12 protein-coding genes are annotated in these 13,931 nt (G+C 41.6%); 2 read left to right on the top strand and 10 right to left on the bottom strand.

Going from position 1 to position 13,931, the window contains the following annotated elements; all coding sequences use genetic code 11:
- The first annotated feature begins 76 nt into the window (after window positions 1–76).
- Together LY624_RS17075 and LY624_RS17070 are read left to right on the top strand one after the other, a co-directional pair.
- Complete coding sequence (locus LY624_RS17075) at window positions 77–589, top strand: MarR family winged helix-turn-helix transcriptional regulator (RefSeq protein ID WP_341803570.1); 513 nt, start codon at window positions 77–79, stop codon at window positions 587–589.
- 86 nt (window positions 590–675) lie between these two features.
- Window positions 676–1,854: an alpha/beta hydrolase-fold protein gene (locus LY624_RS17070; protein WP_341803569.1), complete on the top strand. Its 1,179-nt coding sequence runs from the start codon at window positions 676–678 to the stop codon at window positions 1,852–1,854.
- Here LY624_RS17070 and LY624_RS17065 read toward each other — a convergent pair whose 3' ends face one another.
- The 10 genes from LY624_RS17065 to LY624_RS17020 all read right to left on the bottom strand — a co-directional run bounded on the left by LY624_RS17065 (window position 1,855) and on the right by LY624_RS17020 (window position 13,831).
- Complete coding sequence (locus LY624_RS17065; protein WP_341803568.1) at window positions 1,855–2,043, bottom strand: hypothetical protein; 189 nt, start codon at window positions 2,041–2,043, stop codon at window positions 1,855–1,857.
- 232 nt (window positions 2,044–2,275) lie between these two features.
- A complete protein-coding gene (locus LY624_RS17060; RefSeq protein ID WP_341803567.1) occupies window positions 2,276–2,659 on the bottom strand; it encodes a hypothetical protein in 384 nt (127 codons plus the stop codon).
- 16 nt (window positions 2,660–2,675) lie between these two features.
- Window positions 2,676–2,924 carry a hypothetical protein gene (locus tag LY624_RS17055; protein WP_341803566.1) on the bottom strand — a complete coding sequence of 83 codons (249 nt, stop codon included), beginning with the start codon at window positions 2,922–2,924 and terminating at the stop codon, window positions 2,676–2,678.
- Window positions 2,925–3,260: 336 nt separating this feature from the next.
- Window positions 3,261–4,085: a DUF6999 family protein gene (locus LY624_RS17050; RefSeq protein WP_341803565.1), complete on the bottom strand. Its 825-nt coding sequence runs from the start codon at window positions 4,083–4,085 to the stop codon at window positions 3,261–3,263.
- Window positions 4,075–4,761 carry an iron-containing redox enzyme family protein gene (locus LY624_RS17045; protein ID WP_341803564.1) on the bottom strand — a complete coding sequence of 229 codons (687 nt, stop codon included), beginning with the start codon at window positions 4,759–4,761 and terminating at the stop codon, window positions 4,075–4,077. Before LY624_RS17045 ends, LY624_RS17050 begins: the two co-directional genes overlap by 11 nt.
- 1 nt (window position 4,762) lies before the next feature.
- Window positions 4,763–5,872, bottom strand: a complete 1,110-nt coding sequence (locus LY624_RS17040) for a beta-ketoacyl-ACP synthase III (protein WP_130150879.1) — start codon at window positions 5,870–5,872, stop codon at window positions 4,763–4,765.
- The gene (locus LY624_RS17035; RefSeq protein WP_130150880.1) at window positions 5,869–6,432 is read right to left on the bottom strand and encodes a diguanylate cyclase; all 564 of its coding nucleotides are present in this window, start codon (window positions 6,430–6,432) and stop codon (window positions 5,869–5,871) included. Before LY624_RS17035 ends, LY624_RS17040 begins: the two co-directional genes overlap by 4 nt.
- 210 nt (window positions 6,433–6,642) lie before the next feature.
- Entirely contained in the window at window positions 6,643–9,858 is a 3,216-nt protein-coding gene (locus tag LY624_RS17030; protein WP_341803563.1) for a S41 family peptidase, read from the bottom strand.
- A 151-nt stretch (window positions 9,859–10,009) separates the two neighbouring features.
- Window positions 10,010–11,392 (bottom strand): 5-methyltetrahydrofolate--homocysteine methyltransferase, encoded by a 1,383-nt coding sequence (locus LY624_RS17025; RefSeq protein WP_341803562.1) that lies wholly within the window; start codon window positions 11,390–11,392, stop codon window positions 10,010–10,012.
- A 27-nt stretch (window positions 11,393–11,419) separates the two neighbouring features.
- The gene (locus LY624_RS17020; protein ID WP_341803561.1) at window positions 11,420–13,831 is read right to left on the bottom strand and encodes a TonB-dependent receptor; all 2,412 of its coding nucleotides are present in this window, start codon (window positions 13,829–13,831) and stop codon (window positions 11,420–11,422) included.
- Window positions 13,832–13,931: the final 100 nt, after the last annotated feature.

Here is a 13,931-nt window from a genome sequence, read left to right as displayed (position 1 = left end):
TGACTGAGTCATATAATAATGTGGAATTTTATCATGTCTATATTTTTTTATGATCGAATCACATATAATTTGAGTTATGAACGAAAATAAATACATCGCAAACCTACTTGGCGCCTTTGCTACAGAGGTCTCGAGTCGAATAGAGAATGAAATTTTAAATTTGGGTGGTCGAAGCCTAAATCATGAAGCAGCTTTGGTGGCTATTTATAATCACCCTGAAGAAACGATTGATGTCTTGAGTAAAGTGCTAGGGCTGACTCATTCAGGTGCTGTGCGTTTGATTAACACGCTTGAAGTTGAAAAGCTGGTTAAACGTGTGAAAAGTAAGTTAGATGCTCGCTCGGTTGTACTTACGATTACGGAACAAGGAGCTTCTCGAGTGAGTAGAGTGTTAGCGGCCCGCGAAAAAGTGACCGCTGATCTTTTGAGTCATTATGATGATGAAAGCCGTCAGCAGCTGATAACCTTACTTGAAGTGTGTTTAGGTAACTTTACTAACCAAAAAATAAAGGCACAAAGAGTGTGCCGTTTATGCAATGAAGATATTTGTAGAAAAGTGGGCTGTCCGGTCGAAAAATCAATTAGTTAATATTTAATTAGACTTTGCTATATGTGTCTTCTTTTATCTCTAAAAGTTTGTTAGCTTTAGGGTACTTTTTCTCTAAGGGACTAGCCATGCGCTTTTTATCAATTACTTTTTTAAGTAGCTTTTTTCTTTTGTGTACCCAAAATACGTTGGCGCAGTCTGAAATTAAAAAGCAAACCCCTAATTATACCCAGCAAACCCACAGTTTTAAATCGACCATTTTAAATGAGCAACGCACTGTCGTTGTGCAATTACCAAAAAGCTATCTGGCTCATCCAAATAAGAAATACCCTGTTATCTATCGTTTAGATGGGGCTGATAATGTGCCATTAATAAATGCTGTGCTTGAGCGCTTACAGCAAAATGATCAAGCGCCAGAGGCAATTATTGTTGCGATTGAAAGCACCAATCGACTTAGAGATTTTTACCCCACAGTGAACAAAGAACCACAAGGGCCCGTTGGCGAAGGCGGTGGTGCAGCAAAGTTTTTAGCTTTCGTAGAACAAGAACTGATGCCTTTGGTTAATAAGCAGTATCGCACTCATGATTATAGAGTTATTGCAGGAGCTTCCGCGGCTGGTGTATTTGCTCTTTACGCAATGCAGGCTAACCCCGAGCTATTTCAAGCACATATTGCTTATAGCCCTGCGGTATGGTGGAACTATGGTGCCCCAGTTAATAGCTTAAAAACCTTTATTACTAAAGCCAACAGTATCAACAGCTATGTATATATGAATATCGGCGAAGAAGCCGGCATTATGCGCGAAAGATACGATGATATGCAGCAAACGATGCAAAATAGTAAGGTGCAAAATCTGCGCTTTAAGAGTGATGCCTTTGCAGGTGTTTCGCATAACCTAACCTCAGCTGCAGGGGCATTTAATGCTTACCATGGTTTATTTTTATCTAAACATATGCCTTTGAGTGCACTGGGCGATGATGTTTCATCGATTGATGCCTATTATCAACGTTTATCCCAGCAATGGGGTGAGCAAATAGCGCCACCAGACCGTGCCGTTAGGTTACTTGGTTACAGCTTAACGGATAACCAGCAATTTGAGCGCGCGATTGAGGTGTTTAAGTACAATATCAAAAACTATCCTAAATCAGCGTACGCCTTGTCAGCTTTGTCATATGGCTATGAAATGCAAGGTAATACTCGCCAAGCATTAGTCCACATTGAGGCTGCAATAGCAGTTGCCGATGACGCTTACCCTTACCTTAATTACTTAAAAGAGACAAAAACGAGGTTGCAAGGGCTGCTATAATCAATAAGCTCGCTCCCCTAAGTCATATGCAAAATAACCATAGGTCGCAAAGATCATCATAGCAACTAATGAGCAATGCATGGCTCGAGCGAGTACAAGATCAATCGGGCGTGCATGGCGAAGTATTGCTTCATCGTTAATGATGGTTGCTTTGGCAGGTTTTTGACGACGAATTACTATTGCGTACATATTAATCCTGATACCTATACCTTTATCCCATAGAGGCTCGTGTATTCCTTCTTCGCGCATTTTTCTCTCAATGTGCTTCATTGAAATGCGAGTGAAACACAAGGCTGAAATGAGAAAAGAGACAAATGCTGGAAGTGATATTATAAAAAAAATGAACTCGGGTATTATATACATCGTTTTAGTTCAATTCATTTAAGAGTCGAGAGTACATCATGATTTATCAGTATTACGACTACTTACTAATCCAATATAAATTTAATAAGCGCTCCCCTAAGTCATACGCAAAATAACCATAGGTCGCAAAGATCATCATAATAATGAGAGAGTAATGCATCGCTCGAGCGAGTACAAGATCAATCGGGCGTGCGTGACGAAGTATCGCTTCGTCGTTAACGATGGTTGCTTGGGCATGTTTTTGACGACGAATTACTTTGCCATACATGGTCACTCTTATGCCTATTCCTTTATCCCAAAGAGGCTCGTGTATTCCTTCGTCACGCATTTTCTTCTCAATATGCTTCATCGAAATGCGAGTGAAGCCTAGAGTTGAGATTAAAAAAGCAATAAATGATGGTCCAGCTAAAATCCAGAAAATATTTTCAGGTATAGTAAACATTTAAAAGTAACCTTGTTTAGTAAGCGCCTTCCCCTAAATCATACGCAAAATAACCATAGGCAATTATTAACATCAAACCTAAAAATGATACATGCATTACGCGAGCTAAAATTAAATCAATAGGTCTGGCGTGCCGTAAAATTGCTTCATCATTAACAACAGTAGCTTTTGCAGGTTTTTGTCGCCTAATAACTTTTCCATACATAGTCACCCTTATACCTATGCCTTTATCCCATAGAGGCTCGTGTATTCCTTCTTCGCGCATTTTTCTCTCAATGTGCTTCATTGAAATACGAGTGAAGCACAGGGTTGAAACCAAGAATGCTATCACGACAGGAAGTGATATTATAAAAAAAATGAACTCAGGTATTATAAACATATTAAAACCAGTCAACACTTGAACTTAAATCATACACAGCGCCAGATATAAGTTGTTCTAAAGAATCACCCACCTAACAGGGCTCATGGTAATAGCAATGCTGACACTTGCAGTCACTGTGGTCCAAGCCCTGTTGTTTCTATAGCTGCACGGCGTTGTAATGAGTATATGTAAGTTAATTAAGGCAGTAAGAGTTATAACTTAGCCTTTATTTCCAACACATTAAGCGATTTGCTGTTTTCTCATTGCTTCGAGTTTGGCGTACATATGTTCTGTAAAAAAGCCGTGCATTAAAAATCGTTGCCCTAAATTCCACGGGCCTACGAGGTAATGCGGGTATTTATTATATGCGTACTCGGTTAATGAGCTATCGTTGATTATTTTTCCTATTCTAATTGCGATGCTGTGATCTAGGTTGAATCCATTAATGGCATCGCGATATTCATCACGTTTTAATAATAAGCAAAACAAGCACATAAATAAGGCATGTGCGGTTTCAAAATCAATGACTTGCGTGGCTTTTTTTTCGATGAAAAAATCTTTCATATTAATTGGTTGCCAACTTTTCCAATTATATCGATTGGATTTATTAATATGTGTTTGAGCATTGCCGAGTTGTGCGAAGGACTCAAACAATTCTTGGTCGTGATCAACAAAGCTATTGTGTAGCATGTCGTCTATTGTTTTAGGGTATAGATTCACTCTATAACTGTGATCTGTGTTTTCTGAAAGGAAATTTAAAATATTTGATTCTGTGGCAAAGTGCCTAAGAATAAGCATATTCGCCTCTGGCGAAACAAAGTACTTACAAAACCAGCAAATGGTTTTTTGTAAAAATGTATGCGCACTAAATTGTGGTAATGGCAGCCTTTTTAAAAACCAAATCAGATGCAATAAAATAGCAAATACAAACTGCAAAATGGGCCTTAGTGTCCAGCGAAAGCGATTTTCTAAATCTTTGTGCCAAAGTGTTAATGCTTGTTGCTCAATAGGCAGAGAGTCATCATTTTTTAGTGCCCTTAGGTAGGCGCTTTGGTTATTGCTCATTATCAATCTCCTCTAGTTGCAAGCAATACAAACGCCCTACAACCTTAGCTGTTTTAACGATGGTGGCCACTTTTTCGTTTGAGGATGCGACGCGATCAATGAGTTGATAAAGTTCTTTTAGGTGCTCAACATCATTTTTGCCATGATATTCTAAAAAACGAGTGATGTTTGCTGTGGGTTGTAAGTGCTCTTTAATCAGCTTGGCCCACTTGAGTGACATTTTGTTTCCTAACCCTTCAATGATCCACATAGCACCAATGAGCGCAACTGGGTTGGGTTTACTGGCGCTGTACATTAGGTAACCATGCAGCGCCTCTGAGCCTAAATTTCTGTCGGCTGTTTGTATATCATCAAGGTTGCCACCGGCTGCTAGGTAGTCTTTCTCGATCATCAAATAGTCGCGGTGTTCTTCGTGGGCATGATGGATAACGCTAGAGCGAACATCACTGTAATTACGGTCAAAACTGGATGCGCTGCGGCTTATCCACCTTGAACCTTCAATCACTTGTTGACGCATATTGAGCAATAAATGACGGTAATCTTGTTGGCTTAATTTACCCGTTTCTAATCGTTTTACTATTGGCACTTTTGACAGATTGCGATCAAAATCAAGCCATACTTGTAGTAACTGTTGTAGGCATTTCTTACCAAGCTCAGTTTGAATGTAATGTTCCATGTTATTTCTCTATTGTTAGCAGCATATATGCGCAGTTAAATCGGCCTGACTCAGGAACCATACACAGAATCGTGTCGCCTGAGTTTAAAGTATGCGTTTTTATAAACTCATCCAGCATGATAAATAATGAAGCGCAGCCGGTATTTCCTCTGTCATAGAGATTTGTGTACCATTTTTCTTCAGGAATAAAAGTGCCAGCTTGTTCTAGCATTTCAAAAATTTTGCCTTTGAAATAGTGTGATGAAAAATGGCAAAGTACATGATCGATTTTATCAACGTCGACATCACCTGCATTTATGAGTTTTAAAAATCCATTAACACCAACGGTAACGATATTATCTAATAGCCTAACATCTTGCCTGAGCAATAATGCGCCAGCTTTTTCTGCTGCAGCGTAGGTTGGGTAGTCTTGCCAGGTTTTTATATCCTCATTTTTACTTTTGCCTAATGACATGCAGGTATCGTATACGTCAGCGTGAGAAAAGCTTTTTATCCATTCGATTTTTAAACTTGTGGTGTTAGGTCTAGGGATATTTTCGAGCAGTAGGGCGCCGGCCCCGTCTGAGAGCATCCAGCGCAAAAACTCGGCATTAAAATCTACGGCATTATCTGTAATTACTTCATAGCGCGAGTGTTTGAATAGTCGAGAGGCAAGCTCGCTTGCTACCACTAATGCGTTATCGCTTAATTCTGCTTTGATATTAGCGAATGCGTATTTGAGCGCCATCATACTACTTGAGCAAATACCATGGCTGGTGTTTATTTCTACTTCAGGAATATTAAGCTCGGCTTGTAACATGCTACTAAACCCAGGTAAAACCATATCACCTTGACTGGTTGCAGTACTTAACAGCTTGATTTTACTGCGCGGTAGAAAACTGTTTTCAATGCAGCTTATAGCTGCCTTCTTAGCTAGGTCACAGTTGCTTTCAACTGTTTGCTGCTTTGTGTTTATGGCGTAGTGGCGTGTTTTTATACCATTCGACTTTAAAATTTTATTTTTTAAGCGGCTGGGTTTGTTATTTATTAAGCCCAGTACAGCTTCGATTTCGTCATTATCGATTGGGTTTCCTGGCAAGTAGCGACCAGTACTATTTATATATACGTTCACGCTTTTCTTCCTTTAAAGTAAGCATAAATACAGCGAAGGTTTTCTTCCATGTAGGGAAACACACATACAATAGCCATAAATGTTAAATAAGCAGGTAGGTAGCTAGATGTGCCATATGGGTTTTCAAGTAATGTAAATGTCATTTCTCCATTGAGATCTAAGGTAATTAATTTTAAAAAATGATCCCAATTGATGACAATAATGCTGGTTAGCATATACAGGGGCAAGGATCCTAAATAGGTGTGGGCGTGCATTTCCCAAATAGAGATTTCTCTTATGGGGGATGCATAGGCAACATCCATATGGGCAACGAGCTCGTGCAAAACCCAAGTTATGATACAAATAAGTAAAATGAGTGCATTGACATCAAATATAAGGCAGAGCACGATGGGTAGCCCCATCTGAATTCCCATGACGGAATGCATTAATGTTTCTTTAATGCCTGTAGTGTGTTCTATCTTAGTTGCGCGGTGACAGCACCAATCAACAAATCCAGCTATTCCCCACAGCGGTAAGAAAAAGTACAGCAATGCATTTATTAGTAGTAAAGAGGTATCCATTCTCGTTTGTTCCTTTTTTACCATGCATAGTAGGGGGTTATGATTTTTTAGTCAAAGCGTACTTTTCATAATACAGCTCATGGCAAATTATAATTTGTTATTATGGCCTATTAATAAAGGGCTAGAAACTGAGGGATAGATAGGGTCGCTGTGCAGTGTTTAATACCCCGCATTGCTGCGGGGTTTTTTGCTTTTTTACAGAGTTAAAAATTAAAAGTCAGTCGGTGCGGGTGGCACGGTGAGTGGCTTTTTCGGGTTGTCTTTTAGCTCTTTTAACAGCTCTTCTACGGCACGTTCAATCGACGGATCTTTACCTTGATAGATAAGCTCTGGGCGGTCAACAACCTTGATATCTGGGGTGACACCTTCGTTTTCGATGATCCAGTTACCATCGTTATCTAAAATGCGGAATGTTGCCGCGATAACTTGGCCGCCGTCGACAAGGCTTGGGTTACCTGAAATACCAATTAAACCACCCCAAGTGCGGGTACCAATAAGCTTACCTAACCCCGCCTGACGAAAGTAGTAAGGAATAGCGTCACCGCCTGAACTTGAGTAACCATTGATCAGCATGGCTTTTGGACCATCATGAGCAAATTGTGGTGTTTTCGTTGGCTCAACACCGCGGCGCTTCCAATAGTTAAGCGGTTTACGGGCAAGCCACGTGATCATGTGCTCAGGAATAAAGCCGCCGCCATTGTATCGGTCATCAATAATCATGGCGTCTTTGGTAGTTTGCGGCATGTAGTTTTTGAACATGGCGCGGTTACCCTCAAACGCTGTATTGGGTAAGTGAACATAACCAATACGGCCATTTGATAGCTTATCAACATAGGCTGCACGAGAGTTAACCCAGTCTAAATAACGCAAACCCTGTTCGCTGGCGACAGGCTTAACGGTAACTTGCCATGCACCTTTGCTGCGCGGTTTACTATTAAGCATAAGCTCTACTTGTTCACCTTGGGTGTTCTCTAGTAATTCGTAGAAGTTAGCTACGTCTTTTACTGAGCGGCCATTTACGGCAATGATGTAGTCGCCGTTATGTGCTTTTATCCCTGTTGTGCCAAGTGGTGAACGGAAGTCTTCATGCCAGTTTTCACCTTGGAAGATTTTCTCAATTTTTACGTATCCTGATGGATCGCTGGCAAGTTTTGCACCCAATAAACCATGCTTTTTACGCTCTGCTTTTGGCATATCACCCGACTGCACATAAATGTGGCCTGCGTTTATTTCACCGGCGATTTCACTGAGAATGTAATCTAAGTCACTACGGTGTGAGATAGCATCAGCCATAGGTTGATACTTAGCTAAAATTGCGTCCCAATCTTGGCCGTGATGGTTTTCATCATAGAACCAATCACGTAATGTACGCCAGCCTTCAACATACATTTGCTGCCATTCAATTTGTGGCTCAATTTTTAAGGTCATTTTACTGAGATCGAGTTTATTCGCCGCTAAGTCTTGTTTGGCTTTTGGCTCAATTAAGCTGTAATCCTTGCCTGCATGAACAAGCAGGTGCTCACCGTTACTCGAAATTGTGTAATTACTGACTCCTTTAGCCACGGTTTCAAGCTCGCTGTCGTGAGCTGTGCCTATCAATTGTAGGCCACCATTAGCCAGTGTTAGCACGCCACCTTTTACTGCCGTTAAACCACGATAATCTCCAGCTGGGGCATTTAAAGCGGTAACGCGTTGCATAAAGTCACTGCTTTGCAGGCGATTACTGTTTTTCTTATCGTCATCTTTTTGTTTGTCGCTGACGATCGCTGTTTCATCACTTTGTAGTGCGATAAGTGGTTTGATGCTGTCATTTACGGCTGCGGCATAAATACGCGTTGCACGATTAAACATGTAGTCAAACTCGTAGCTGCTAAAGGCTAAGTTAAAGTCGCGCTCAGAACTAAAATACAGGTATTGACCATCAGGAGAGAAAGTTGGGTTTTGCTCATTGGTCATTTCATCCGTTAAGCGAGTCACTTTCTTTTTATCAACATTGTAGTGCCACAGTGAGGCATAGCGGTTTTCATTGTTTTTCACATACACAATGTCTTCGCTATTTGGCGACCAAGTATACTGGCGAATGCCTTCTTCATCGTAGATGCTGGTATCAATTTTGTGTTGTTTACCTGACTTTGCATCTATCCACCACAGAGTATGGTTTTTATCTGCAAATAATAGTTTTGAGCTATCTGGTGACCAAATCGGCGTGAAACGCCAAATAGTTCCGTTGCTGGTTAGCTGCTTGGTGGCATTATTTTTACTGCGGTCTTTTAAGTAAATTTCGTATTCGCCACTTTCATCGCTCATATAAGCAATATAACGGCCATTTGGCGACCAACTTGCGTCAATTTCGCGACCTTTTGCTGTGTAAGATAAGTTACGTGTTGGGCCTTGTTTAACTGGCACGCTAAATAACTCACCGCGGGCAGTAAAGAGTGCACGTTTACCATCATGAGAAATCGACATTGAGTCGATAAAGTCACTGACATTTTTTGTGTACGGCATCGCATATTGACGCACACCAGCAATGTTAATGCTCAGCTTAGTGCTTTTCTGAGTTTTTGGATCAAAGCGATAAAGGTAACCACCATTTTCATAGACAACTGCAGTTGGCCCTGCTGATGGCCACAGTACGTCAAAGTCTTTATGGTTGGTTAGCTTTTTCGGCTCAGCGCCTTTTTGGTACTGATACAGATTAAGGGTGTAATCACGGTCAGATACAAAGTAAATGTTGTCGCCAACCCAGGTTGGTTGCTGATCGGTAGCGCGGTTACTGGTTAGCTGCTCTGAGGTATTGTTTTTTAGATCGTAAACCCAGACATCTTGTGCACGACCGCCACGGGTGCGCTTCCAAGTACGAAATTCACGGTCAATTGGCGTGTAAACATATTTACTACCGTCTGGCGAAAGCATCCCGCCGCCGGTTTCAGGAATAGCAAGAGGCTGTTCAAGACCACCGTCAGCAGGTACCATGTATGGACGACCCATACGTTTACCCCACGGTGTGCGGTTAGCACGAAATACCACATTTTTGCCATCCGCTGTCCAATCGAGAACACGATAATCAAAACCGCCGCGTGGTGGCATTGGGCCAACATCGTTGTAGTAAGTCAGTTGCTTTAAGCCAGAGCCATCGCTGTTAATGACATAAATTTGGCGGCTGCCATTGTACTCGGCTGCAAAGGCAATGCGTTTACCATCAGGTGAAAACTTAGGGAAAGTTTCAAAGCCAATATGGTCGGTTAAGCGTTTGCTCTCGCCTGTTTGCGTATTAGCAATGTAAATATCGCCACCGTACACAAAGGTAACGTTTTGGTTATGAATATCAGGAAAGCGCAGTAAGCGCGTGTCTTTAGTTTCGTAAGCTGATGCCCAAGGTGCCAGTGTCGCAGCCATGGCCAGTGCCAACGTTGTTAGTTTTTTCATGGGATTACATCCTATTTTGGGAACTGTAACAGCATAACAATTCGCTTAAAAATAGCGATGCAGATGCGATGAAAGCACTGTTACAAAATATGAATAAAAAAGGTTGGCATTAAATACCAACCTTTAATCGCTATTCGTTGAACTTTAAAACCTAATGTTCATGATTATGCTCTTCACTTTGCTCTGCAATACCTAGCCACGTAATTGCGCTTGGTGCGAAGGCTAATTCTAAATCACCTTCAATTTCGAGATCTTCAATGTGCACTTTTAGTACGTGCTGAGCGATAGGATCGGCAACGTAAGCAAACTCACTATTTTGTGATACTGTCATGCTGAAGCTCATGCCTTCTGGCATAGTTGTTACATCTTCTTCAGTAATATCTACTTTACCTGCAAGCTCCCAATGCATGTGGCCGTCATGCTCATGGGCTTCAAGCACGTTTAAAAAGCCTAAGCTATCAAGTACTAAAAAGTGCTCTCCGCTTCCTGAGAATGAGTAAGATACGGCACTTGCACCTTCATCAAGTTGCCACTCAAGCACTTCCATTTCAGCTTCGCTTGGGTTAATACTTACAAATACACCTGATGCGATAGCAATGAAGCTTTCGTTGCCTTCATGGCCGTATAGTGTACCAATGCGTGTATCACCTAAAGCATCAATGTTGACGATTTTTTCTGCATGGTATTCATCGTCGTGCTGGTGGGCAATTAACACACCGTCGCCACAACCAAACGCTACATAATCATGGTTTTGTGCTGCACCGTGTAAATCGGGGCAGGTTAGTTCAAATGTTTGTTCAAGCTCATATTCACCATCATGAAGGTGGTAAACGCCAACTTGATCAGGCAAAACTTTAGCATTTGAAGTGCTCTCGCTATCATCGCGACGCAAGGTTGCAATTAGGTGCTCGCCACGTGGTTCTGCAACACCATGCATATTAATGTCGTACTGAATGCCTGCAAGTGTGGCGGTTTTGTTTGCAATGTCGTTATCGGTTAATACTTCAACAGAGGCAGCCGTACCTGCATCGGCATTGCCATCATAAAATACAGCCATTTGGCCGTCGTGCTTAACGATGTGAGTTGGGCGGCTACCGGTTGTTAATTCGTAGTCACTAAAAGCTGGACTTTGTTTATAGTCGTGTAGGTGATCGCCATGATCTTCACGCCATAAGCCACTATCAATAAAGCCCAAGTAGTCTTGATTGCGATTTGCAATTACCGCATAGCGATAGCTAGGTGATACATTTAATGAATTTGAATCATGAGTCAGTGTAAACGACTCGAGTAGCGAGTTATCATCTAAGTCAAAAATATTTGCTTCGTTACTGTTCGCAGCTAACACCGCTAAGCGACCCATAGAATCAATAGCATGGTCATCACCGTGATCATGATCATCGCCATGATCATGACCGTCGTCAGGTGTTTCAATTGGATCTTTTTCAACAATGTTTGTTTCTGCATCACCACACGCGGTGATCAAGGTGCTACTAATTGCAAGAGCGAGTAGTTTTAGTCTAAATAAGTGTGTCATATTGATTTTCCTTAATTGTAATTTTGTTTAGAAATAGCCGCGAATACCCACTGCAAAACTGCGCCCCGGACGTGGCGCGATATTCTTTAAGAACGAGCTGTGTACGCGTGCTTCTGTGTCCGTTAAGTTTGTGCCTTTTAAATAAAGCGATAGGTCTTGGTTCAATACCGATAAGTCATATGAAATGCTGGCATCAACGAGGGTATAGCCATCTGTTGTGGTTTCTTCTTGCGCTATGCGGTCTTGTTCTTGATAGCGTGTTACGTGAATATTTGCTGTTAGGTTTTCGGTTTGATAGCTAAACTCAGTACCAAAACGCAGTGGAGGAGTGCGCGGTAAATCTCCGCCGTCTTTTAGACGCGCGCGTACATAATCTGAGAATAAATCGACTTTAAACTCGTCGGTTAGCTGCCAAGCAACTTGCGCTTCAAAACCGTGTAAAACCACGTCGTCTGTTTTAAATAAATAAACAGGCAGTTCAGATGAATGATCGTGCTCATCTTCGTGATTATGTTCATCGCCATGGTCGTGATCATGACCACTTTCAGCGTATAGGCCTGTGTTGATCTGGTAATAATAGTTATCTACTTGGTTATAGAAAGCATTGAAGATAAAGCCAATATCGCCCTCGGTTTTACGAAATGTCAGATCGATATTATTTGCCGTTTCTAAATCGATAGTTTTGTTTGAAAGTTCAAAATGACCATCATGAGTATCGAATAACGTGCCAACTTCATAGGTTCCAGTGCCTATGTGTGGACCGAAAGATAAAAGCTCAGAAGCAGACGGGGCACGCTCAGAACGCGATACCGATAAACCAAGGTTATAACCTGGAGTAAAATCCCATACCACACCTGTTGATAAGCTGACCGGTGTAAACTCTTGGGCTACATCAAATACACGTGTGTAGTTTGATTCTTCGTGTTCATGACCATGGTCGTGCTCATCGCCGTCTTCATCATGGGTATGGGCGTCGATTTCTGGTAAAAGCACATTGTTAGCATCAATTGTTACTCGTTCAACACGACCACCTAATTGCACTAAAAAATCACCAAAATGCTTTTCTTCCATCATTGCAAAAGCAATACTTTCAGTAATAGAAGGAGGAGTGAAGGCTTCAGAGCCCTGTGCTTCTACATCACTTTTTTTATAATGAAAGCTGATGCCACCATTCCACTCATCAAATTGACTATGCAGAATGTCAACGCGCAGCTCATTGGTTTCGTTTTTGAAGGTTGTACCTACTGCACCATGTTCTATTTCAGCATGTTCGTAGTCTGTGTGGCCTGCACGTAAGTTAATTTTGCTTAGCCATTCACTGTCGATATTGTATTCGCCAAGTAATTGCACTTTGGTTTGGTCAAGATCAGCAAATACGGCTTCTTCTTCGCTGTGTTCCTCTTCGTGGTCATGCTCTTCTTCACCATGAGTATGGCCAGGAATACCGTATTGGCGGTTAAATTGCTCAACCGCAACGCCAATGTAGCCTTGTTCGAATAAGTAGCTGGTACCAAGTGTGAAGCCGTCAGAGTCTTCGTTACTGTTGGCTACGATATCATCATCATTGTGCTCAATATCTTCAATATTTGCAGCGACAGGTACACGGTAGTCATCAGACTCTCGCCAAAAAGCATCAGCATAAAAGGCAAATGAGTCAGTACCAGTAGTGGCATTAAATGAAGCTGTTTTTTGTTCATCAACCGAGTTGTGTTCTAAATTCCATTCACCACGGGTTGTGTTGTCTGTTGGTACGCGGCTATCAACCACGTTGACCACACCACCAATGGCTCCGCTACCATAAAAAAGAGTGGCGGGACCACGTAATACTTCAATTTGTTTTGCGGTTGACGCTTCAGAGGCCACTGAGTGATCAGGACCGACACGTGATACATCACTTACATCTAAGCCATTTTGTGTTATCAACACACGTGGGCCGCTTAAACCACGGATCACAGGAGTACTGGCAACCTTGGCATGAAAGTTTGTGTTAACGCCTGGTAGCTTTTCAAGGCTATCACCTAGTGTTGATGCTTGTTGGCGTCTTAATTGTTCGCCAGATAACACACTAACAGGAGAAGCTGACTCCATTGCAGACATATGAATCGGCGTTGCTTCAACATCAATCACTTCAATTGGCGAGCGTTTTAAATTAAACGTTGCGCTGTGGTCTTGGTCATTGGCAAGCGTAATATCACGATGTAAGTGAGCATAACCTGGCGCTGAAATATGCAGCTCTTTTAAGCCGTTATTTAAGCCGCTGATTTCAAACTCGCCTTTATCGTTAGTTGTTACTTTTTGATCAGACCCTTCAAGGTCAACTGTTGCATTAGCAATCGCTTTACCTTGGTTATTTAACACAACGCCTTTGATTGATTGCGCCAAGACACTGGCAGGTAATAACGTCGCTATGACGACAGCTATTTTTGAGATGTTATTCATTAGTTACCACTCTTTAGTACGTTATAATGTATCAATTGTGCTTTAAATGTTATAATGTATCAAGTGTGAATCGATGAATGAGTTTCATTCTTTTTTGTAA

It is taken from the genome of Pseudoalteromonas sp. N1230-9 (genome assembly GCF_032716425.1).
Taxonomy (GTDB): domain Bacteria; phylum Pseudomonadota; class Gammaproteobacteria; order Enterobacterales; family Alteromonadaceae; genus Pseudoalteromonas.
Note: the sequence above shows the minus strand (reverse complement) of the source record. Positions and strands in the feature narration are given on the sequence as shown.